The sequence below is a fragment of the Enterobacter sp. MG-EB028 genome, from assembly GCF_056673305.1.
Genome location: NZ_CP195079.1, coordinates 3,096,147 through 3,118,397, shown reverse-complemented (window position 1 = coordinate 3,118,397; position 22,251 = coordinate 3,096,147). Strand labels below are relative to the sequence as shown.

The window sequence follows — 22,251 nt, the reverse complement described above, 5'->3', positions numbered from 1 at the left end:
ATCCAGACATATACACTAGACGGAACAGATAACGTGAAAATTCTTGTGACGGGCGGGGCTGGTTTTATCGGCTCAGCGGTTGTGCGACATATTATTAAAAATACCCAGGACGATGTCGTCAATGTAGATAAGCTCACCTATGCCGGAAATCTGGAGTCGCTAACAGAAGTTAGTGCTAGCGACCGATATGCCTTTGAGCATGCCGATATTTGCGACAAAGACTCCATGGATCGCATCTTTGCAAAGCATAAGCCTGATGCGGTAATGCACCTGGCCGCTGAAAGTCACGTCGATCGTTCCATTACCGGCCCGGCAGCGTTTATCGAAACCAACATCGTCGGCACTTATGTGCTGCTGGAAGCCGCCCGTGCGTACTGGTCCATGCTGGATGAGCAGGCGAAGAAAGCGTTCCGTTTCCATCACATCTCTACCGACGAAGTGTATGGAGATTTGCCGCATCCTGATGAGCATCCTGCATCAACTGAGCTGCCACTCTTCACTGAAACTACCGCTTATGCGCCCAGCAGTCCGTATTCAGCGTCAAAAGCCTCCAGCGATCATCTCGTTCGTGCCTGGCTGCGTACCTACGGTTTCCCGACCATCGTCACCAACTGTTCAAATAACTATGGCCCTTACCATTTCCCGGAAAAACTGATTCCGCTGGTTATTCTGAATGCATTGGACGGCAAAGCGCTGCCTATTTACGGCAAGGGCGATCAAATCCGCGACTGGCTCTATGTTGAAGACCATGCGCGTGCACTCTACACCGTAGTCACTCAAGGGAAACCGGGAGAGACGTACAACATTGGTGGACATAACGAGAAACAGAACCTGGATGTGGTGCATACGATTTGCGACCTGCTGGATGAGATTGTGCCTAAAGAGGGGTCGTATCGCGATCAGATTACCTATGTTGCTGATCGTCCGGGCCATGACCGCCGCTATGCGATTGATGCGCATAAAATTGCTGCTGAGTTAGGGTGGAAGCCTCAGGAGACCTTTGAAAGTGGCATTCGTAAAACGGTGGAGTGGTATCTGAGCAATACCGATTGGGTGGAAAACGTAAAAAGCGGGGCTTATAAAACCTGGATTGAGCAGAATTATGGAGAACGAAAATAATGAATATTCTGTTGTTCGGGAAAAATGGTCAGGTAGGCTGGGAGTTGCAACGGGCACTCGCCCCGCTGGGAAATATTATCGCCCTTGATGTGCATTCTACTGATTATTGCGGCGATTTTAGTAATCCTGAAGGTGTTGCTGAAACCGTACGAAAAATACGTCCAGATGTGATTGTGAATGCTGCCGCACATACTGCCGTGGATAAAGCTGAATCTGAAGTGGACTTTGCACAACTGCTTAATGCCGCAAGCGTAGAGGCTATTGCCAGAGCTGCTGCTGAAACAGGCGCGTGGGTTGTGCATTACTCGACTGATTACGTTTTTCCGGGTACCGGTGATGCACCCTGGCTTGAAGATGATGCCACTGAACCATTAAATGTTTATGGCAAAACGAAACTGGCCGGCGAAAGGGCATTACAAGAGTATTGTCCAAAGCACCTTATTTTTCGTACCAGTTGGGTTTATGCTGGCAAAGGCAATAACTTTGCAAAAACCATGTTACGTTTGGCTAAAGAGAAAACTGAACTTTCCGTCATTAACGATCAGTTTGGTGCGCCTACGGGTGCAGAATTATTGGCGGATTGTACCGCACATGCTATTCGGATTGCACAGAAAAATCAGGAAGTTGCTGGCCTTTATCACCTCGTTGCGAGTGGTGTCACTACATGGCATGATTATGCTGCATTAGTATTTTCCGAAGCCAGAAAAGCTGATGTTGCACTTGCAATCAAGCAGTTAAATAAAGTACCAACCAGCGCTTATCCAACCCCGGCATGCCGACCAAATAACTCTCGTCTTAATAATGAAAAATTCCAGCGTACCTTTGGGCTTGTTCTTCCCAATTGGGAGAACGGAGTTAAACGTATGCTGAATGAATTGTTTGCTGCGACAGCAATCTGAATATAATGTTAGTGCCCGTCAGTGGGTACTTTTGCGTATAAAGAGATAATGAAATGAAAACCCGGAAAGGCATTATTTTAGCTGGTGGTTCTGGTACCCGTTTATATCCAGTGACCATGGCTGTTAGCAAGCAATTATTGCCCATATATGACAAACCAATGATCTATTACCCGCTCTCAACGCTAATGTTAGCGGGTATTCGTGATATTTTGATCATTAGCACTCCGCAGGATACACCTCGTTTTGAGCAATTACTGGGTGATGGCAGCCAATGGGGTTTAAATCTACGTTATAAGGTTCAGCCTTCGCCGGATGGTTTAGCCCAGGCATTTATCATCGGTGAAGACTTTATCGGAAATGATGATTGCGCGTTGGTACTCGGCGATAATATTTTTTACGGACATGATCTGCCTAAATTAATGGAAACGGCGGTCAATCGAGAGAGTGGTGCGACCGTATTCGCATACCATGTTAACGATCCTGAACGTTACGGTGTCGTTGAATTTGACAAGAATGGAACTGCCATCAGCCTTGAAGAAAAACCGCTAGAACCGAAAAGTAATTATGCGGTCACCGGCTTATATTTCTATGATAACGATGTCGTAGAGCTGGCTAAAAACCTGAAGCCTTCCGCTCGTGGCGAGCTTGAAATTACTGATATCAATCGAATTTATATGGAGCAGGGGCGTTTGTCTGTTGCTATGATGGGACGCGGTTATGCCTGGCTGGACACGGGGACGCATCAGAGTTTGATTGAAGCCAGTAACTTCATTGCCACTATTGAGGAGCGTCAAGGCCTTAAAGTTTCTTGCCCAGAAGAAATTGCGTACCGCAAAGGATTTATAAATGCTGAGCAAGTTAAAAAATTAGCTGTTCCGCTATCAAAGAATGCTTATGGGCAATATTTGTACAAAATGATTAAAGGCTACTAGCAATGAATGTTATCAAAACAAATATTCCTGACGTATTGTTGATTGAGCCAAAAGTGTTTAGTGATGACAGAGGCTTTTTTTATGAAAGCTACAATCATACGAAACTTGAGGCCTGTGTCGGTCGCACCCTTACGTTTGTTCAGGATAATCATTCCAGATCAAAACGAGGAGTATTGCGTGGATTACATTATCAGAATGGGCCTCATGAGCAGGGAAAATTGGTACGTTGCATTATAGGTGAAGTTTTTGATGTTGCAGTAGATATCCGGCCGGATTCCGAAACTTATGGTAAGTGGGTTGGCGCTATATTATCTGCAGAAAACAAACGACAGTTATGGATTCCTGAAGGTTTCGCACACGGTTTTGCCGTATTAAGCGATAATGCAGAGTTTTTATATAAAACTACTGACTATTATGAACCCACAGCAGAAAGAAGTATTGCGTGGAACGATCCTACGTTAAATATCGAGTGGCCTTTAGACGAAAATGAAATAATACTTTCTGTCAAAGATATGAAAGCTGGCAGTTTTGCAGATTTAAAATAAAGGAAAAAAAATGATCCCATTCAATAAGCCCTATTTACATGGGGATGAATTAGTTTATATTGCACAAGCTGCAAAAGAAGGAAAGATTTCAGGGGACGGAAAATTTACTAAGAAATGCCACGAGTTCTTTGAAAAAAAATACAATTTTAAAAAAGTATTACTTACTACTTCTTGTACTGACGCACTTGAAATGGCAGCAATATTGCTAGACATTAAACCAGGAGATGAAGTAATTGCACCTTCCTATACGTTTGTATCGACGGTTAACGCTTTCGCATTAAGAGGAGCAAAAGTTGTATTTGCTGATAGCTATAATAACAATCCAAATGTTGATCCAGCCTCAATACGTGCTTTAATTACACCACAAACAAAAGCGATAGTAGTAGTTCATTATGCTGGAATTGCATGTGATATGGATGAAATATTGGCTATATCTAAGCAATATAACATTCCTATTGTCGAAGATGCTGCTCAGGCGATTGACTCATATTATAAGGAACGCCCACTGGGAAGCATAGGAGCATTTGGAACATTTTCGTTTCATGAAACAAAAAATATAATTTCTGGTGAAGGCGGCATGCTTGTTATTAATGATGACAAATATGTTAAACGAGCCGAGATAATTCGTGAAAAGGGGACTAACAGATCTTCGTTTTTCAGAGGTGAAGTTAATAAATATGGCTGGGTTGATATTGGTTCTTCATTTCTCCCTTCTGATATCAACGCTGCTTATTTATATGCACAACTCGAAAATATGGATGATATTCAGAACAAACGTAAAGAGCTTTGGCAACGTTATCAAGAAAGATTAACACCACTTGCACAGCTAGGACTTATAAACCTACCTGTGGTTCCTGAGTATGCCACTAACAATGCTCATATGTTTTATATCGTATGCAGCAATATCAACGTTCGTACTGATTTGATTAAACATTTAAAGGATAATGGTATACATGCTGTTTTCCATTATTTATCATTAAATAAAAGTGATTTTTATTTATCTTCTAACGAAGATGTAAACTTAAAAAATAGCGATTCGTTCACTGACAACTTGCTGCGCCTTCCCTTATTTTATGAATTAACTTTAGAACAAGTTGATTATATATGCTCCAATATAACTGATTTCTTCCGATAGAAAGAAAAGACGAGTTGATACTTTGTGAGTTGGTATGTTCAAAAAAATATCTATACTATATGCATCTCAATTATATCGCGCTGCATTTCCGTTATTGTTAGTACCTATGATTATAGGTTTGTTAGGCACGGAGCGATATGGAATAGTTTCATTCTTTACTATGCTTATAACACTTATGGGGCTTTTAGATGCAGGTATCAGTGGAACATTTGTGAAATTAATAGCGACAAATAAGTATCAACTCGTAAGTTTCGCTAAAGTAATTAGTTTATTTTTGAGAGTCTTTTGTGGCTTTGTGTTTATTGCTTGCATAGTTGCATTTATTTTTAACTATTTCTCACTATTTATAGTAAATGATTGGTTGAAAACAACTTTATCTGACAACGAAACACTACTTTGCATAAAATTGATAGGTATAATTTTAGCTCTATTATATTTGCGATCTTATTTACAAAGTTTCATAAATGGAATGGAAAGGCAAGATCTCATAGCCCTATGGGGAATGGTCTATACAACTTGTTTTTATGGTGGCGGTTATATTGTTCTTGCCTATTACTCCAATTCATTAGCTGCTTTCTTTAAAGTATTGCTGGCTTTATCTGTTGTAGACGTCATCGTTACGGCTTATTGTGTTTACTATGTTATGCGCAAACATAATAAGCAACTGGAAGAAAAAGACAATGATAATAGCCTGTGTGAAGACGATGATCTTTCATTTGGAAAAGTAATAAAGTTTTCTCTACAACTTTCTGGCTTATCAATGATATGGGTTATAGCAAGTCAAGTTGATAAGATAGCTTTATCGACATATACAACATTAACAAATTACACACAATACCAAATCGGTGGCCAGCTTAGTGCGGTAATCTTAACTCTGGTTATCCCCTTGTCACAAATTTTATTGCCACGATTGAGTGCGTTAATAAAAGAAAAAAACGAAAAACAATTCATATCGTTGTTCAGCTATAGTTCTATCGCATATGTTCTTCTTCTTGCACCATTAGTTCCGTATATGAATGTGTTTGGTAATGAACTGATTGCCTTGTGGCTTAAAAATGATGAGTTAGGCATTACCGTAAATCTTTATGCTAAATGGCTCGTGTCAGCTACTTTTTTTGCCGGCATAATGAATTTTATATTCATTCTCTTATACTCTATAGGAAAATTAAAATATCATTTTTATGCATATGCTAGTTATTCTGCATTAACAATCCCATTGACAATAATTATCGCTAAGTATTTTGGTCCACACTGGTCTAGTATTTTCTATCTAATTCATACCGTTCTATTTCTTCTTATATGGGGTGGTTATTGTCTTCACAAAGAAATGGGCTCTTTTGTGATAACATTGACCCTTCTAACTTTCTTTATATTATTATTGTCAACGCTTATTTTTGAGAGTATAAAGCGTTTCTCTTTATTTTCTGATTTTAAATATGCTTACATATTTGGGTCTCCGCTAATTAACTTTGTTGTTTTGTCCGTTGGGGTATTGGTTCTGCGTAATTTTATTTTTCAAGCGATAGCAAAAGTTAGTTTAAAAAATATTAATATTTAAATCAGTGAGATGGAAAATGAAAATCTTACATTTGTCGACAGGTGATAGCAAAGGCGCATTCTATGGCGCTTATCGCACACATACAAACCTTAAAAAATATAATCATGACTCTATAATGTGTGTATTAGATAAAACATCAAATGACCCTGATGTTATCGAACTATCACAAACTAAAAGAAAGGTATTTAGTTTCATAAATAAATTACTTCGCCGCTTGGTTGTTAATCGTGATATAAATGAAGATAAAACCTATCTAATATATAATACAACATTCAGCGTTAATGACATATTTAAGAAATACACACAAAAGCCTGATTTGATAATTGTATACTATGTCGCTGATTTTCTCTCTGATAAGGACTTGCACGAGATACAAAGATATTATCAATGTCCAATCGCTTTCTACCTTATGGATGCAGGGATGATCACTGGTGGTTGCCATTATCCGTGGCAATGTGAAGGCTTTAAAAGTGAATGTAAAAATTGTCCTGCAATGCTGTATCCTAAACTTGTAAAAATGCCACAGCGTGTGCTCAAAAACAGAAAAAAATATTATTCAGAAATGGACTGTTTTTACTTATCTGCAAGTAAATGGCTAGATGAGCGCTGTTCGATGAGTGCAATAAAAGCCAGGCATGGAATGAAAAAAGCGCTAATTGGCATTGATGAAACTATTTTTACTCCACGGCCGGCAAACATAGCAAGTAAGAATCTTGGCATTAGCATTCCGGAAAAAAATCGGGTTATTTTTTTAGGAGCTCAGTCATTAAATGATCCAAGAAAAGGCGTTAAGTATGTTCTGCAATCGCTAGAATATATTAAAAAAACTTATCCAGAACTTTTGCAAAATGTAACTATTTTAACTGTTGGTGCCCAGTCTAAAAATATGATTATAGAAGATATATCATTAGTCAATATTGATTTTATCCATGATAAGACTAAATATCCATATCTATATAACATTGCTGATGGGTTCATTTGTTCCTCCGTTGAGGATGCAGGACCGATGATGATAAACGAAGCTTTAATGTCCGGCACACCTGTTATTTCATTTAAGATTGGTGTGGCCGAAGATCTTATAATTAACGGGGAAAATGGTTTTCTTGCTGACAACATTAGTGCTAATGCACTGGCGGATGCTATAGTTAATTTTTTAAAAATATCTGTTACTGAATTAGCAGTAATGAAAAATTCCAGCAGAAAGGTAGCTCAAAATAAATGCTCATCATTATCACAAGTAAAAGCAATTGAGTCATTGCTAACAGGCACATTAAATTAAAAACGATCCATTTAAGTGCAATGAATTTTAAAGAGAAAAAAGTTAATCAAATAAGGTTAGTATATGATTGGTTATAAATTACGTCTAAAATTGATTAGCCTTATTTTTCTTGCATCGAAGTGTAAAAGAAAATTAAATGCGCTTTGTTTTAATATGATCACTGGGCATAAATTTAAAACGGTTGGGAAAAACTTTAAACTCAATATTAAGCCTTATAATAAGAATAAAGATGGTGACACCAGATGGATAGATGGGCGAATCGGCGACAATTGTTGGATAGAGTCTGTTTATTATTACGGTGAGCAATGTCTAAATCCACGAATGAATATTGGCAAACGATTATGCCTAAGTGATAATGTTCATATTTCATGCGCTGATGAAATAACTCTTGGCGATGATATACTTATTGGGAGTAAAGTATATATTGGAGATCACAGCCATGGAAGTTATAAAAAAGATTATTATGAATATGCTCCTCCTGCCACAAAGATTTTAGGAGATGCAGCAGCTGTAAAAATCGGGAATTGTTGTTGGATTGGTGATAATGCCGTTATTTTGGCAGGAAGTGAAATATCGGATGGCAGTGTGATTGCTGCTAATTCAGTCGTTAAAGGATTGAAAGTTAGTAAACCAAGTTTAATTGGTGGGATCCCCGCTAAAGTTCTTAAGGTATTTTAACATGAATGTTTTTATCAGTATCTGTATACCGTCATATAATCGTGCAGAGTTTTTAGAGCCTTTATTGGATAGCATATATAACCAAGATTATGCTATTAATAACACAGACTTTGAGGTGATTCTTTGTGAAGATAAGTCTCCACAAAGAGATCAAATAGCTCATATTGTTGAAGAATATAAAATAAAAAACAATAGAACAAACTTATATCTTAATTTAAATAAAGATAATCTGGGTTATGATAAAAACTTAAAAAATTGCATAAGTTCTGCTACTGGTAAATATTGTATGATTATGGGGAATGACGATCTTCTGGCTGAAGGAGCATTATCAAAAATCGTTAGTGTCTTGAAAGCTAATCCTGAAATCGTATTGGCTACTCGCGCTTATGGCTGGTTTAAGGAAAACCCGAATGAATTATGTGATACCGTCCGTCATTTAACACAAGATACATTATTCCAACCTGGTGCTGAGGCCATTAAATTTTTCTTCCGAAGAGTTGGTGTAATTTCCGGTTTTATTGTTAACGCTGAAAAAGCAAATAAATTATCTTGTGATAAATTTGATGGCCGTTTGTATTATCAAATGTACCTTGCTGGAATGCTCATGGCTGAAGGACAGGGTTATTATTTCAGCGATGTTATTACTTTATCCCGAGATACAGAGGCTCCAGATTTTGGGAATGCAGGAACAGAAAAAGGCATTTTCACCCCGGGGGGTTATAAACCTGAGGGGCGAATACATATGGTTGAGGGACTTCTCCTCATTGCAAAACATATCGAAGATGCAACAAAAATAGATGGGGTTTATGAAGGGATTAAAAAGGACTTGGCCAACTATTTCTATCCTTATATTCGCGATCAGCTTAATCTACCATTCTTAGTCTATTTAAAAATGATAAATAGCTTCCGTAAAATCGGATTCTCAAATGAAAAGTTTTTCTATATACATGCCTTTTTGGGGTATATCTTGAAACGGAGAGGCTATGATGCATTAATTAAATACATTCGTAGTAAAAATGGCGGCACACCGCGTCTCGGTATTTAACCTTACAAAATTAAAATAGTAGTTATATGAATATATTCTTTGCTGCGATCTTATGTATTAATTTATTTTCTCCATACATCAGTTCATGGATGGTCGGAATCTTGCCATTTCCTCCAGGTGCCATCCTTAGAGATGTGTTGAACGCACTGTTTGTATTATCAGTACTTATGCGTTTTGTCATTGATAGAAAAAAATCCCCTGTATCACTGATTTTTACCATCTTTGTATGGATAGCATTAATTTCATGGGTTGCAGCATTGACTATTTTTTCATCTGACAAAGTACAAGCAATAATGGGGGCGAGAAGTTATATTTTATTTCCTGCAGTCTTCATCTCTTTAGCAATATTGAATGTATCGTACCCAGAATCGTTAAATGTTAAAAAAATTGTTGTCTATATTATCCTTTTAATGTCTGCTGTTGCCGTCATATCGATTATCGATGTGTTAATGAAAGGTGAGTTAGTTAAATTGCTGGGTTATGATGAGCATTATGCTGGTGATCAATTAAATCTTATTAACAGCTATGATGGAATGATTCGGGCCACAGGTGGCTTTAGCGATGCACTGAATTTCGGATATATGTTGGCGCTAGGTATCTTGTTATGTATGGAGTGTTTTTCCCAAGGATATAAAAGGGTATGGATGCTAATTGTTAGCTTGGTTATTTTTACTGCAATCTGTATGACCCTAACTAGAGGGGCTATCCTCGTTGCGGTTATCATCTATGCTTTTTACATTATTTCAAATCGAAAGATGCTACTAAGCGGTATTACGTTATTTGTCATCTTTATACCTATTCTGGTCGTATCCACAAATATCTTTGACAATTATATTGATACCTTAGTGGGTAGGTTTACAGACTCCTCGCAGAGTTCTCGCGGATCGACACAGGGACGAATAGATATGGCGATAAATTCATTGAGTTATCTTTCAGAGCATCCATCAGGTATAGGCTTAGGCACACAAGGTTCTGGGAATATGCTTTCAGAAAAAGATAATAGACTGAATACTGATAACTATTTTTTCTGGATGGCACTCGAAACTGGAATTGTTGGTTTATTTATAAATATGCTCTATATGGCAAGCCAATTTTATTCTTCGGTTTTTTTGGATAAAAAATATTGTTCACATCGAAACTATACTCATCTAAGAATCTATTTTTTGCTTGGAGTCGCTTTCTTTATAAGTGCAGCGTTAAGTTCTGCACCTTCATCATCAACTTTTTCAATTTTTTATTGGTCGGTTCTTGCATTAATACCTTTTCTTAACCTAACCAACAACAGGTTGAATACTAATGAATAATAAAAAAATATTTATGGATGTTAGTTGGTCTAACATGGGAGGAATTGGGCGTTTTACTGATGAGATCGCTAGAAGACTCCCAGATATATCACTCAAAAAAATATATAAAAAATGTGCTTCTCCTATAGCTCCCTTGGGTTTGGCAATTAATATTGCCTTACTTAAAAAAGCCGATCTGGTTTTTCTTCCTGGCTATATACCTCCTTTATTCTCCTCAAAAAGGTATATTGTGACAATTCATGATTTAAATCATCTCGATATAGATGATAACTCTTCTTTTTTTAAAAAATTATTTTATAATTATTTTATTAAGCGTGGATGTCATAAAGCCTATAAAATTTTCACGGTTTCTGAATTTTCTAAAGAAAGAATAGCAAAGTGGTCAGGTGTTGAGCCGAATAAAATTATAACTGTATTTAATGGCGTTTCTGAGGAGTTTAATATTGATGTCCGACCAATGGAACTTGGATATGAATATCTATTATGCATTGGAAATAGAAAAACTCATAAGAATGAGCACCGTATAATTTCTGCTTTTGCTAAAGCTGAAATTAACCCTTCTATTAAGCTCGTTTTTTCAGGGAATCCAAGCGATAATTTAGAAAAATTAATAATGGAGTGTGGGTTAGGTGAGCGTGTTAATTTTTTGGGGTTTATTTCCGACCAAGACTTACCATCATTATATAAAGGCTCGAAAGGGTTAGTTTTCCCTTCATTATATGAAGGATTTGGATTACCAGTAGTTGAGGCTATGGCTTGCGGTATCCCCGTATTAACTTCAACTACTTCATCCTTGCCAGAGGTCGCAGGAAACGCTGCTATACTGGTAGAACCTACTTCGGTAGAGGCTATTGCAGATGGCATTACAAAATTAGTTAATGATTCGATACTACGCGAGCAATTAATCTCTGAAGGCCTTATTCGTGCCCAGAAGTTTACTTGGCAAAACGTTGTAAATAAGATCGAAATGGCATTTAAAGAGGCATGCAATGAAACTAAATGAGGCGAAAATATCTCTTGTTCATGAATGGTTATTAAGTTACGCGGGTTCTGAACAGGTCTCATCAGCGATATTACATGCTTTTCCTGAAGCTGAACTTTTTTCAGTTGTTGATTTCTTAACAGAAGAACAAAGAAAGAATTTTCTGGGAAAACATGCAACGACATCATTTATTCAAAAGTTACCAAAAGCTAAAAAATACTATCAAAAATACCTTCCATTGATGCCTTTAGCTATTGAACAGTTGGATGTTTCTGAAGCAGATATTATCATTAGTAGTGCTCATTCTGTTGCGAAAGGAGTCATTACTGGGCCAGATCAACTACATATTAGCTATGTTCACTCTCCAATTAGATATGCATGGGATTTACAGCATCAATATCTGCGAGAGTCTGGTTTGAATACTGGCGTTAAAGGGTGGTTAGCTAAATGGTTTCTTCACAAAATACGGATTTGGGACTATCGTACAGCTCATGGAGTTGATCACTTTATTGCTAATTCACAATACATCGCACGTAGAATAAAAAAAGTATACGGACGAGAAGCTTCTGTAATATATCCACCTGTAGATGTTGAAAATTTTGAAGTAAATAACGAAAAGCAGGATTATTACTTTACTGCCTCTCGTATGGTTCCGTATAAGCGTATTGATCTCATTGTCGAAACTTTCAGCCAAATGCCAGATAAGAAATTGATAGTTATTGGTGATGGACCTGAAATGAAGAAAATACAAAGCAAGGTAAAAGATAATATAACTTTGCTTGGATACCAGCCATTTTCTGTTTTAAAAGAACATATGCAGAATGCGAAAGCGTTTGTGTTTGCAGCAGAAGAAGATTTTGGAATAATTCCTGTTGAAGCTCAGGCCTGTGGGACACCTGTCATTGCATTTGGCAAAGGTGGTGCTTTGGAAACTGTTCGACCGGTCGGTATCGAAAATCCAACAGGTATCTTCTTTAAGCAACAGACAGTTACTTCATTGCATGATGCAATCGATGAGTTTGAGAAGACACAATCACTATTCACACCTAATGCATGTAGAGAAAATGCTGAAAGATTTTCGCGTGCAAGATTTGATCAGGAATTCAGAAACTTTGTAGAAGAAAAGTGGAGTCTTTTCACTACAGAGAAAATTATTAAACGTTAATAATGGTTTATTAAATGTCTAAATTAGTACCAGTAATTATGGCTGGGGGGACGGGTAGTCGCTTGTGGCCACTTTCGCGTGAACATCATCCGAAACAGTTTTTAACTGTAGAGGGGGAATATTCGATGTTACAAAATACCATCAGACGGCTGTCTCCACTTTTAGCTAGTGATCCAGTTGTCATCTGTAACGACAAACATCGCTTCCTCGTTGCTGAACAACTTCGTGCACTTGATAAACTAGCTAATAATATTATTCTTGAGCCTGTTGGGCGTAATACAGCGCCTGCTATTGCCCTTGCCGCCTTTTGTGCTCTCCAAAATTCAGATGTGGAAAATCCACTCTTGCTGATTCTGGCTGCGGATCACGTCATCCAGGATGAGGAAGCCTTTATCGAAGCTATTAACCATGCTGAATCTCTGGCTGCTCTCGGTAAGTTGGTCACGTTCGGTATAGTCCCAACACATGCTGAAACGGGTTATGGCTATATTCGTAGAGGTGATGCAATTGGGGGCGATGCATTTGCTGTAGCGGAATTTGTTGAAAAACCAGATTATGATACCGCACGTGATTATATCGAATCAGGGCAATATTACTGGAATAGTGGAATGTTTTTATTCAGTGCAAAATGTTATCTGAATGAATTAAAACATCTATCACCCGATATATATGATGCTTGCCAGAAAGCTGTAGGACATATCAACCCGGATCTGGATTTTATTCGTATCGATAAAGAGGCGTTTACTGCATGCCCAAGTGATTCAATAGACTATGCAGTCATGGAACATACACAGCATGCAGCGGTTGTACCTATGGATGCCGGCTGGTCAGATGTAGGATCGTGGTCTTCATTATGGGATATATCAAAAAAAGATCAGCAAAAGAATGTCTTGCACGGAGATGTGTTTGCACACTGCAGTGAAGGTAACTACATATATTCCGAAAACGCCTTTATTAGCACAATTGGTGTAAATAATTTAGTTATTGTTCAGACCTCTGATGCTTTATTGGTCGCCAATAAAGATTCAGTACAAGATGTTAAAAAAATTGTTGATTATCTAAAAAATAATAACAGAAAAGAGCATGTACATCATTTAGAAGTGTTTCGCCCGTGGGGGAAATATACTGTAATTGACAATGGTGTTAATTACCTGGTCAGACGTATAAATGTTAAACCGGGTGAAAAATTTGTCGCACAACTGCATAAGCATAGAGCAGAACACTGGATAGTCGTGTCGGGTACCGCTCGTGTTACAAAAGACGAAAAGACTTTTTTAGTTTCAGAAAATGAATCAACATTTATACCCGTTAATACTGTCCATGCACTTGAAAACGCTGGCGTAATCCCGTTAGAGCTTATCGAAATCCAGTCAGGAAATTACCTTGGCGAGGATGATATTATTCGCATGGAAACGCGTTTTGGATATTCAGAGTGAGAGATAAATGAACCTGGTTTATAATAGTCGAGATATTATCAAAAATTCAGGCATTGCTTTTGGAACTAGCGGTGCCCGTGGTCTTGTTAGCGATTTTACACCTGAAGTTTGTGCTGCTTTTACTGTTTCATTCCTGACCGTAATGCAGCAACAATTTTCGTTCGATACAATAGCACTTGCAATTGATAATAGACCAAGCAGCTACCAAATGGCTCAGGCTTGTGCCGCGGCGCTAAAGGACAAAGGAATTGATACTGTATTCTATGGGGTTGTACCTACTCCAGCCTTGGCTTATCAATCTATGTCAGATTATGTGCCTGCGATCATGATCACGGGTAGTCATATCCCGTTTGATCGCAATGGCCTAAAGTTTTATAGACCTGACGGTGAAATTACTAAAGAGGATGAAAATGCTATTGTTCAAGCTGAAGCTTCATTCGGATACATTAAGACAGAAGAGTTGTTGACTTCCTCGCTTGCCGCTGAAAATTATATTGCACGATATACCTCGTTATTTTCAACACCATTTCTGAAAAATAAACGTATTGGCATTTATGAGCATTCAAGTGCAGGCCGGGATCTTTATAAGCCTTTGTTTAATGCTTTAGGTGCTACTGTTATCAGTTTAGCCAGAAGTGATGAATTTGTCCCTATTGATACTGAAGCAGTAAGTGAAGATGATAGTCGTAAGGCAATAAAATGGGCAAAGGAATTACAGCTAGATGCAATATTTTCTACTGATGGAGATGGTGACAGACCTCTTATCGCAGATGAAAATGGAAATTGGTTGCGAGGTGATGTTTTAGGCTTATTATGTTCACTGGAATTAACCGCGGATGCTGTAGCGGTTCCTGTAAGTTGTAATAGTATCATTTCTTCACATAATTACTTTAAGCATGTGATGCGAACCAAAATTGGTTCTCCTTATGTTATTGCTGCATTTGCGGAGCTAGCTGCAAATTATAATTGTGTTGTAGGTTTTGAAGCTAATGGTGGTTTTTTATTGGGCAGTGATGTCTTTATTAACCAGCATTTGCTTAGAGCGTTACCAACTCGTGATGCAGTCCTCCCTGCTATTATGCTACTTTATAGAGCAAAAGATAATGGTATTGGTGAACTTGTTTCACAACTGCCAGCACGTTATACCCATTCCAATAGATTACAAAATGTAGATTCTCTAACAAGCGTGTCATTAATTAATTTAGGACTATCAGACCACGTTAAGTTTATGGAGTATATCGGATTAAATGATTGTCAGATATTGAACTCGGATATTACTGATGGGTTGCGAATTACATTGGACAATAATAGTATTGTACATTTGCGCCCTTCAGGCAATGCTCCTGAGTTACGTTGTTATGCAGAGGCTGACTCTCAAGACGCAGCATACAAACTTGTTGAAACTGTCCTTGCTAATATCGAAATGCAGGTTGGGTAAAATCTTTAAATATAGTAGACCTTAAGCGTTTATCTCGGGAACGCTTAACTTGGCTATTTGGTACCCATTTAGAGGGCGTGAGTTTAATGGATAGTATTGATAACAAGTATAATCCACAGTTATGTAAGATATTATTGGCTATTTCGGATTTATTTTTTTTCAATGTAGCGTTGTGGCTATCTTTAGGGTGCGTATATTTAATTTTTAATGAGGTTCAGCGTTTTATTCCGCAAGAACAATTAGACTTGCGCTTCATTTCGCATTTCATACTTTCAATCGTCTGTGTAGGATGGTTTTGGATACGTTTGCGTCATTACACTTATCGCAAACCATTTTGGTATGAATTAAAAGAAATTATTCGGACAATTGTGATTTTTGCCGTGTTTGATTTGGCGCTGATTGCGTTTACAAAATGGCAATTTTCTCGTTATGTTTGGGTGTTTTGCTGGTCGTTTGCGCTGATTTTGGTGCCCTTGTTCCGTGTACTAACAAAGCACTTGCTAAATAAATTAGGGATCTGGAAAAAAACAACCGTCATTCTTGGGTGTGGTGAAAATGCAATCGGTGCATACAATGCTCTGCAGAGCGAAGAGATGATGGGTTTTAATGTTGTGGCTTTCTTTGATACTGATGCTGCATCATCTGAGATTTGTTCACTACCTGTAATACAAGATGTAGAAAAAATTTGGAGTTTAAATCGTACCGGAGATATTCATTATATACTTGCCTATGAATATACCGAGCTTGATAAAACACAATTATGGCTTCGTGAGTTATCTAAACACCGTTGTCGTTCAGTTACAGTTGTGCCTTCTTTCCGCGGATTGCCCTTATATAATACCGATATGTCCTTCATTTTTAGCCATGAAGTGATGTTATTGAGGATACAAAACAATCTTGCCAAAAGGACCTCTCGTTTTCTTAAGCGTACTTTCGATATTGTTTGCTCTTCATTAATATTGTTAGTCGCATCACCGCTCATGATTTACCTGTGGTACAAAGTGACACGTGATGGTGGGCCAGCCATTTATGGTCATCAGCGTGTAGGGCGAAACGGTAAGTTATTCCCGTGCTACAAATTCCGCTCAATGGTGATGAATTCTCAGGAAGTGTTAAAAGAGCTTCTGGATAGCGATCCGGAGGCGCGGGCTGAGTGGGAAAAAGATTTTAAATTAAAGAATGATCCACGTATTACCGCTGTGGGGCGTTTTATTCGTAAAACCAGCCTTGATGAATTACCGCAATTATTCAACGTGCTTAAAGGTGAAATGAGCCTGGTTGGTCCGCGACCTATCATTTCTGACGAACTGGAGCGTTACTGTGATGATGTTGATTATTATCTGATGGCGAAGCCGGGTATGACAGGATTATGGCAAGTGAGTGGTCGTAACGACGTTGATTACGATACACGCGTCTATTTTGATGCATGGTACGTCAAAAACTGGACTCTTTGGAATGATATTGCCATTTTGTTTAAGACGGTGAAGGTTGTGTTACATCGTGATGGTGCATACTGAGATTCTCAGCCGATAATTCACTAGAAAATATGCAGTTATGTGATCAGTGCATCATTTGCTACCCTCTTACCTCACCCTTGAGTTAACATGTTTTTTACTTTACCCGTCGTTCGCATTCCGGCGGGGTATCCACACCTGACAGGAGTATGTAATGTCCAAGCAACAGATCGGCGTTGTCGGTATGGCAGTGATGGGGCGCAACCTGGCGCTCAACATCGAAAGCCGTGGTTATACCGTCTCCGTTTTCAACCGCTCCCGTGATAAGACCGAAGAAGTGATTGCCGAGAATCCAGGCAAGAAACTGGTTCCTTTCTATACGGTGAAAGAGTTCGTTGAGTCCCTGGAAACGCCTCGTCGTATCCTGTTAATGGTGAAAGCGGGCGCGGGTACCGATGCTGCTATCGACTCCCTGAAGCCTTACCTTGAAAAAGGTGACATCATCATTGATGGCGGTAACACCTTCTTCCAGGACACCATTCGTCGTAACCGTGAGTTGTCCGCTGAAGGCTTCAACTTCATCGGTACCGGTGTTTCCGGTGGTGAAGAGGGCGCGCTGAAAGGTCCATCAATCATGCCTGGTGGCCAGAAAGAAGCGTACGAACTGGTTGCGCCAATCCTGACTAAAATCGCTGCTGTTGCGGAAGATGGTGAGCCGTGTGTGACTTATATCGGTCCGGACGGTGCTGGTCACTATGTCAAAATGGTGCACAACGGCATCGAATACGGCGATATGCAGCTGATCGCAGAAGCATACTCCCTGCTGAAAGGCGGCCTGAATCTCTCTAACGAAGAGCTGGCTGAAACCTTTACCGAGTGGAATAAAGGCGAGCTGAACAGCTATCTGATCGACATCACCAAAGATATCTTCACGAAGAAAGATGAAGAGGGTAAATACCTGGTTGATGTGATTCTGGATGAAGCAGCGAACAAAGGTACCGGTAAATGGACCAGCCAGAGCTCTCTGGATCTGGGCGAGCCGCTGTCTCTGATCACCGAATCCGTCTTTGCGCGTTATATCTCTTCTCTGAAAGAGCAGCGCGTTGCGGCTTCTAAAGTGCTGTCTGGCCCTCAGGCTAAACCAGCCGGTGACAAAGCTGAGTTCGTCGAGAAAGTTCGTCGCGCCCTGTACCTGGGTAAAATCGTCTCTTACGCGCAGGGCTTCTCTCAGCTGCGTGCGGCGTCAGACGAGAACAACTGGGATCTGAACTACGGTGAGATTGCGAAGATCTTCCGCGCGGGTTGCATCATTCGTGCGCAGTTCCTGCAGAAAATCACCGATGCCTATGCTGAAAACGCGGGTATCGCCAACCTTCTGCTGGCCCCGTACTTCAAAAAGATTGCGGATGAATACCAGCAGGCATTGCGTGACGTGGTTGCCTACGCCGTACAGAACGGAATCCCGGTTCCAACCTTCTCTGCGGCAGTAGCTTATTATGACAGCTATCGTGCTGCTGTTCTGCCTGCCAACCTGATCCAGGCACAGCGTGACTATTTTGGTGCGCATACTTACAAGCGCACGGATAAAGAAGGTGTGTTCCATACCGAATGGATGGAGTGAGTTAAAACCTTCGCAATAATACCAACCCGGAGCTTGTCTCCGGGTTTTTTTATGCAAAAAATGCCGGCCATTATTCGAAGTAGTCTGAATCTCATCCCGCTCGTTGTGATTACTCCTGGTTTGCCTTGACAGTTCTGTTTGTCAGGAGGTACAAAGCCCAACAGTTATGTTTATCGCGATGGTCTGCCGGCCATCAATACAGTTAACTAAAAGAAGTCATTAGCGAATGAAAATAACAATTTCCGGAACAGGGTATGTCGGTCTTTCTAACGGCATTCTGATTGCTCAGAACCATGAAGTGGTTGCGCTGGATATCGTGCAGGCCAAAGTGGATATGCTCAATCAGAAGAAATCGCCGATTGTCGACAAAGAAATCCAGGACTATCTCAGCAATAAACCGCTGAATTTCCGCGCCACGACAGATAAAGAAGATGCATACCGCGATGCGGATTACGTCATCATTGCGACGCCTACTGACTACGATCCAAAAACCAACTATTTCAACACCTCAACCGTAGAAGCGGTTATCAAAGATGTTATTGCGATTAATCCTGATGCGGTGATGGTTATTAAATCGACCATTCCTGTCGGCTTTACCAAATCCATCAAAGAAAAGTTTGGTATTGATAATATCTTCTTCTCGCCAGAGTTCCTGCGTGAGGGGAGAGCGCTTTACGATAACCTGCATCCTTCGCGTATCGTTATTGGCGAACGCTCTGAGCGTGCTGAACGCTTTGCCGCACTGCTGCAGGAAGGCGCAGTGAAGAAAGATATTCCGGTGCTGTTCACGGACTCCACCGAAGCGGAGGCGATTAAGCTTTTCGCAAACACCTATCTGGCAATGCGAGTTGCGTACTTCAATGAGCTCGACAGCTATGCAGAAAGTCTTGGGCTGAACACCCGCCAGATTATTGAAGGGGTTTGCCTCGACCCGCGTATTGGCAACCACTATAACAACCCGTCATTTGGCTACGGTGGCTATTGCCTGCCAAAAGATACCAAGCAGCTGCTGGCGAACTACCAGGCCGTGCCGAATAACCTGATATCGGCGATTGTTGACGCTAACCGTACGCGTAAAGATTTCATCTCCGATTCCATTCTTGCGCGCCAGCCGAAAGTGGTGGGAGTGTACCGTCTGATCATGAAGAGCGGTTCCGATAATTTCCGCGCCTCTTCCATTCAGGGGATTATGAAGCGCATCAAGGCGAAAGGCGTGGAGGTCATTATCTATGAGCCTGCCATGCAGGAAGATCAGTTCTTCAATTCCCGTGTGATCCGCGATCTGGATGCCTTCAAAAAAGAAGCGGATGTCATTATCTCGAACCGCATGGCGGAAGAGCTGGCTGACGTCGCTGACAAAGTCTATACCCGCGATCTCTTCGGTAGCGACTAAATCTCTTTCATGATGAAAAAACCCGGCTGATTTGCCGGGTTTTTTATTTTCAGACCTTGTAAAACTCGCGGTACCATTCAACGAAGTTCTTCACTCCGTCTTTAACCGAGGTTTGTGGTTTGAAACCGATCACGTCATACAGCGCTTTCGTGTCGGCACTGGTTTCCAGTACGTCGCCCGGCTGGAGCGGCAACATATTTTTCTCGGCTTTTTTACCCAGCGCGTCTTCCAGTGCTGTGATGTAGTCCATCAGCTCTACTGGGGAGCTGTTACCGATGTTGTAAACGCGGTAAGGTGCTGAACTGGTTGCCGGTGAGCCGGTCTCAACGGTCCAGTTTGCGTCAGGATGGGGAATAACATCCTGCAGACGAATAATCGCTTCAGCAATATCATCGATGTAGGTAAAGTCGCGCTTCATCTTCCCGTAGTTATAGACATCGATGCTTTTGCCTTCAATCATTGCCTTAGTAAATTTAAACAGCGCCATATCCGGGCGTCCCCACGGACCGTATACGGTAAAGAAGCGCAGTCCGGTGGTCGGCAAGTTGTACAGGTGCGAATAGGTGTGCGACATCAGTTCATTGGCTTTTTTGGTCGCAGCATAGAGTGAAACGGGGTGATCCACGGAATCATCAGTAGAGAACGGCATTTTACGGTTGAGGCCATATACGGAGCTGGACGAGGCATAAAGCAGATGCTGAACGTGGTTATGGCGACACCCTTCCAGCACGTTGAGATGGCCAATAAGATTGGCATCCGCATAGGCGTGCGGGTTTTCCAGGGAGTAACGAACGCCTGCCTGTGCAGCCAGATGAATGACGCGATCAAACTTTTCACTGGCGAAAAGCGCAGCCATGCCTTCACGGTCTGCTAACTCAAGCTTGTGAAAGGTGAAACGCTCTGATTGTATCCGTTCCAGACGCGCCAGTTTCAGGTTGACATCGTAGTAGTCATTCAGGTTATCAATACCGACAACCTGATGTCCGGCCTCAATGAGGCGTTTACTGACATTCGAACCGATAAAACCTGCTGCACCGGTGACCAGAAATTTCATATTTTCCCTCTTAAACCCTTATTCTTACAGATGCGATAACGCATCACATGGTGTCTATGATAGCGCGAAGGGGAGCGAGTTACATAACGCATCTTTCCGATATAACTCATCGGATTCTTATAGAAAAATCCGCAGTAATAGATAAACTATGCAAACATAATTATGTTTCCCCTTTTTCATCAGTTAGGGATTGTATGACGCAAAACAACAATAGCCAGGTCAGCCGAAGCAACGACCCTGAGCAAATTGATTTACTTGATTTAGTGTTACAGCTGTGGCGTGGAAAGTGGATGATAGCAACGTTTGTTGTTGTTTTTATTGCCCTGGCCGTGGGATATCTTTCAATTGCTAAGGAAAAGTGGACCTCAAGCGCGATCATTGCCCAACCTGATGCAGCGCAGATAGCGACCTACTCAAACGCATTGAACATCCTCTACGGCAGCGCAGCTCCTTCAATGCTGGACATTCAAACGCGCGCGATTGACCGTTTTAACGCCTCTTTCTCTGCGTTATCCCAGGCGCTGGACAACCAGGATGTGCCTGAAAAACTGACTATTGAGCCTGCTGTTAAAGGGCAGCCGCTGCCGTTAAGCGTCTCCTATGCCAGTACATCAGCTGAAGCGGCGCAAAAGCAGCTGGCGCAGTACATCCAGCAGATTGATGAACAGACGGCAAAAGAACTTGCCCTTGACCTCAAGGACAATATCAAGGAGCAGATTAAAACGCTGAACGATTCTCTGGTTAGCCAGGAGAAGGTCGCTCAGGAGCAGAAAGATCTGCGTATTAAACAGATTGCAGAAGCATTGAAGAATGCTGAAGCGGCGAAAATCTCCTCGCCACAGATTCAGCAAACCCAGGATGTCACTCAGGAAACGATGTTCCTGCTGGGAAGTGAAGGGCTGAAATCGATGATAGACAATGAAGCGTCGCGCCCGCTGATCTTCTCTACCGCATATTATCAGACTAAACGAAACCTGCTGGACATCCAGAACCTGAACGTGAATCCTGACACTATCCACGTTTATCGTTACGTTATGAAGCCGGATCTGCCCGTTCGTCGCGATAGTCCTAAGAAAGCGGTTATTCTTGTTCTAGCCGTGCTGCTGGGCGGTATGATTGGCTCTGGTGTGGTTCTGGGGCGTAATGCATTGCGCAACTACAAACCAAAAGCCTGATTTGCAGATTTAAAAAAACCGGGGATAATTAATCCCCGG

General features: G+C 40.7%; 19 protein-coding genes. 18 read left to right on the top strand and 1 reads right to left on the bottom strand.

Going from position 1 to position 22,251, the window contains the following annotated elements; genetic code table 11:
• The first annotated feature begins 33 nt into the window (after window positions 1-33).
• The 17 genes from rfbB to ugd all read left to right on the top strand — a co-directional run bounded on the left by rfbB (window position 34) and on the right by ugd (window position 19,983).
• Complete coding sequence (gene rfbB, locus ACR42C_RS14845) at window positions 34-1,119, top strand: dTDP-glucose 4,6-dehydratase (RefSeq protein ID WP_479984270.1); 1,086 nt, start codon at window positions 34-36, stop codon at window positions 1,117-1,119.
• Window positions 1,119-2,018, top strand: a complete 900-nt coding sequence (gene rfbD / locus ACR42C_RS14840; protein WP_233002613.1) for a dTDP-4-dehydrorhamnose reductase — start codon at window positions 1,119-1,121, stop codon at window positions 2,016-2,018. The genes rfbB and rfbD overlap by 1 nt, the downstream gene beginning before the upstream one ends.
• Before the next feature lie 53 nt (window positions 2,019-2,071).
• Window positions 2,072-2,950 (top strand): glucose-1-phosphate thymidylyltransferase RfbA, encoded by an 879-nt coding sequence (gene rfbA / locus ACR42C_RS14835; protein ID WP_233002614.1) that lies wholly within the window; start codon window positions 2,072-2,074, stop codon window positions 2,948-2,950.
• A gap of 2 nt (window positions 2,951-2,952) precedes the next feature.
• Window positions 2,953-3,495, top strand: a complete 543-nt coding sequence (rfbC, locus tag ACR42C_RS14830) for a dTDP-4-dehydrorhamnose 3,5-epimerase (protein ID WP_233002615.1) — start codon at window positions 2,953-2,955, stop codon at window positions 3,493-3,495.
• Between the two features lie 10 nt (window positions 3,496-3,505).
• A complete protein-coding gene (gene rffA, locus ACR42C_RS14825) occupies window positions 3,506-4,630 on the top strand; it encodes a dTDP-4-amino-4,6-dideoxygalactose transaminase (RefSeq protein WP_233002616.1) in 1,125 nt (374 codons plus the stop codon).
• Window positions 4,631-4,664: 34 nt separating this feature from the next.
• Window positions 4,665-6,188 carry a lipopolysaccharide biosynthesis protein gene (locus ACR42C_RS14820; RefSeq protein ID WP_479984269.1) on the top strand — a complete coding sequence of 508 codons (1,524 nt, stop codon included), beginning with the start codon at window positions 4,665-4,667 and terminating at the stop codon, window positions 6,186-6,188.
• 16 nt (window positions 6,189-6,204) lie between these two features.
• Window positions 6,205-7,467: a glycosyltransferase gene (locus ACR42C_RS14815; RefSeq protein WP_233002618.1), complete on the top strand. Its 1,263-nt coding sequence runs from the start codon at window positions 6,205-6,207 to the stop codon at window positions 7,465-7,467.
• Window positions 7,468-7,530: 63 nt separating this feature from the next.
• On the top strand, window positions 7,531-8,145 hold the full coding sequence (locus ACR42C_RS14810; RefSeq protein WP_316379425.1) for an acyltransferase: 615 nt from the start codon (window positions 7,531-7,533) through the stop codon (window positions 8,143-8,145).
• 1 nt (window position 8,146) lies between these two features.
• Complete coding sequence (locus ACR42C_RS14805) at window positions 8,147-9,190, top strand: glycosyltransferase family 2 protein (protein ID WP_233002620.1); 1,044 nt, start codon at window positions 8,147-8,149, stop codon at window positions 9,188-9,190.
• Between the two features lie 26 nt (window positions 9,191-9,216).
• Complete coding sequence (locus ACR42C_RS14800) at window positions 9,217-10,494, top strand: O-antigen ligase family protein (RefSeq protein WP_316379426.1); 1,278 nt, start codon at window positions 9,217-9,219, stop codon at window positions 10,492-10,494.
• Complete coding sequence (locus ACR42C_RS14795; RefSeq protein WP_233002621.1) at window positions 10,487-11,497, top strand: glycosyltransferase family 4 protein; 1,011 nt, start codon at window positions 10,487-10,489, stop codon at window positions 11,495-11,497. Before ACR42C_RS14800 ends, ACR42C_RS14795 begins: the two co-directional genes overlap by 8 nt.
• Window positions 11,484-12,641: a glycosyltransferase family 4 protein gene (locus ACR42C_RS14790; protein ID WP_316379427.1), complete on the top strand. Its 1,158-nt coding sequence runs from the start codon at window positions 11,484-11,486 to the stop codon at window positions 12,639-12,641. Before ACR42C_RS14795 ends, ACR42C_RS14790 begins: the two co-directional genes overlap by 14 nt.
• 14 nt (window positions 12,642-12,655) lie before the next feature.
• The gene (locus ACR42C_RS14785; RefSeq protein ID WP_479984268.1) at window positions 12,656-14,077 is read left to right on the top strand and encodes a mannose-1-phosphate guanylyltransferase/mannose-6-phosphate isomerase; all 1,422 of its coding nucleotides are present in this window, start codon (window positions 12,656-12,658) and stop codon (window positions 14,075-14,077) included.
• Window positions 14,078-14,084: 7 nt separating this feature from the next.
• Window positions 14,085-15,515, top strand: coding sequence for a phosphomannomutase (locus ACR42C_RS14780; RefSeq protein ID WP_320720782.1), 1,431 nt, complete (start codon window positions 14,085-14,087; stop codon window positions 15,513-15,515).
• A gap of 86 nt (window positions 15,516-15,601) precedes the next feature.
• Window positions 15,602-17,032: an undecaprenyl-phosphate galactose phosphotransferase gene (locus ACR42C_RS14775; RefSeq protein ID WP_479984267.1), complete on the top strand. Its 1,431-nt coding sequence runs from the start codon at window positions 15,602-15,604 to the stop codon at window positions 17,030-17,032.
• A gap of 151 nt (window positions 17,033-17,183) precedes the next feature.
• Window positions 17,184-18,590, top strand: a complete 1,407-nt coding sequence (gndA, locus tag ACR42C_RS14770) for an NADP-dependent phosphogluconate dehydrogenase (RefSeq protein WP_028013772.1) — start codon at window positions 17,184-17,186, stop codon at window positions 18,588-18,590.
• A 226-nt stretch (window positions 18,591-18,816) separates the two neighbouring features.
• Window positions 18,817-19,983: a UDP-glucose 6-dehydrogenase gene (gene ugd, locus ACR42C_RS14765; protein ID WP_063409310.1), complete on the top strand. Its 1,167-nt coding sequence runs from the start codon at window positions 18,817-18,819 to the stop codon at window positions 19,981-19,983.
• Window positions 19,984-20,032: 49 nt separating this feature from the next.
• Here the strand turns inward: ugd and ACR42C_RS14760 are convergent, their stop codons facing one another.
• Window positions 20,033-21,037 (bottom strand): NAD-dependent epimerase, encoded by a 1,005-nt coding sequence (locus ACR42C_RS14760; RefSeq protein ID WP_316379432.1) that lies wholly within the window; start codon window positions 21,035-21,037, stop codon window positions 20,033-20,035.
• 194 nt (window positions 21,038-21,231) lie between these two features.
• Between ACR42C_RS14760 and wzzB the strand changes: the two genes are divergently transcribed.
• Window positions 21,232-22,212 (top strand): LPS O-antigen chain length determinant protein WzzB, encoded by a 981-nt coding sequence (gene wzzB, locus ACR42C_RS14755; protein ID WP_316379433.1) that lies wholly within the window; start codon window positions 21,232-21,234, stop codon window positions 22,210-22,212.
• Window positions 22,213-22,251: the final 39 nt, after the last annotated feature.

What these genes read in the sequence shown, in the direction of transcription:
- ACR42C_RS14815 (WP_233002618.1), top strand. Translation starts at nt 6,205, where the DNA reads ATGAAAATCTTACATTTGTCGACAGGTGATAGCAAAGGCGCATTCTAT.
- wzzB (WP_316379433.1), top strand. Translation starts at nt 21,232, where the DNA reads ATGACGCAAAACAACAATAGCCAGGTCAGCCGAAGCAACGACCCTGAG.
- ACR42C_RS14775 (WP_479984267.1), top strand. Translation starts at nt 15,602, where the DNA reads ATGGATAGTATTGATAACAAGTATAATCCACAGTTATGTAAGATATTA.
- gndA (WP_028013772.1), top strand. Translation starts at nt 17,184, where the DNA reads ATGTCCAAGCAACAGATCGGCGTTGTCGGTATGGCAGTGATGGGGCGC.
- ACR42C_RS14760 (WP_316379432.1), bottom strand. Translation starts at nt 21,037, where the DNA reads ATGAAATTTCTGGTCACCGGTGCAGCAGGTTTTATCGGTTCGAATGTC.
- ugd (WP_063409310.1), top strand. Translation starts at nt 18,817, where the DNA reads ATGAAAATAACAATTTCCGGAACAGGGTATGTCGGTCTTTCTAACGGC.
- rfbC (WP_233002615.1), top strand. Translation starts at nt 2,953, where the DNA reads ATGAATGTTATCAAAACAAATATTCCTGACGTATTGTTGATTGAGCCA.
- ACR42C_RS14790 (WP_316379427.1), top strand. Translation starts at nt 11,484, where the DNA reads ATGAAACTAAATGAGGCGAAAATATCTCTTGTTCATGAATGGTTATTA.
- rffA (WP_233002616.1), top strand. Translation starts at nt 3,506, where the DNA reads ATGATCCCATTCAATAAGCCCTATTTACATGGGGATGAATTAGTTTAT.
- ACR42C_RS14785 (WP_479984268.1), top strand. Translation starts at nt 12,656, where the DNA reads ATGTCTAAATTAGTACCAGTAATTATGGCTGGGGGGACGGGTAGTCGC.
- rfbA (WP_233002614.1), top strand. Translation starts at nt 2,072, where the DNA reads ATGAAAACCCGGAAAGGCATTATTTTAGCTGGTGGTTCTGGTACCCGT.
- ACR42C_RS14820 (WP_479984269.1), top strand. Translation starts at nt 4,665, where the DNA reads ATGTTCAAAAAAATATCTATACTATATGCATCTCAATTATATCGCGCT.
- ACR42C_RS14780 (WP_320720782.1), top strand. Translation starts at nt 14,085, where the DNA reads ATGAACCTGGTTTATAATAGTCGAGATATTATCAAAAATTCAGGCATT.
- ACR42C_RS14800 (WP_316379426.1), top strand. Translation starts at nt 9,217, where the DNA reads ATGAATATATTCTTTGCTGCGATCTTATGTATTAATTTATTTTCTCCA.
- rfbD (WP_233002613.1), top strand. Translation starts at nt 1,119, where the DNA reads ATGAATATTCTGTTGTTCGGGAAAAATGGTCAGGTAGGCTGGGAGTTG.
- ACR42C_RS14810 (WP_316379425.1), top strand. Translation starts at nt 7,531, where the DNA reads ATGATTGGTTATAAATTACGTCTAAAATTGATTAGCCTTATTTTTCTT.
- ACR42C_RS14805 (WP_233002620.1), top strand. Translation starts at nt 8,147, where the DNA reads ATGAATGTTTTTATCAGTATCTGTATACCGTCATATAATCGTGCAGAG.
- ACR42C_RS14795 (WP_233002621.1), top strand. Translation starts at nt 10,487, where the DNA reads ATGAATAATAAAAAAATATTTATGGATGTTAGTTGGTCTAACATGGGA.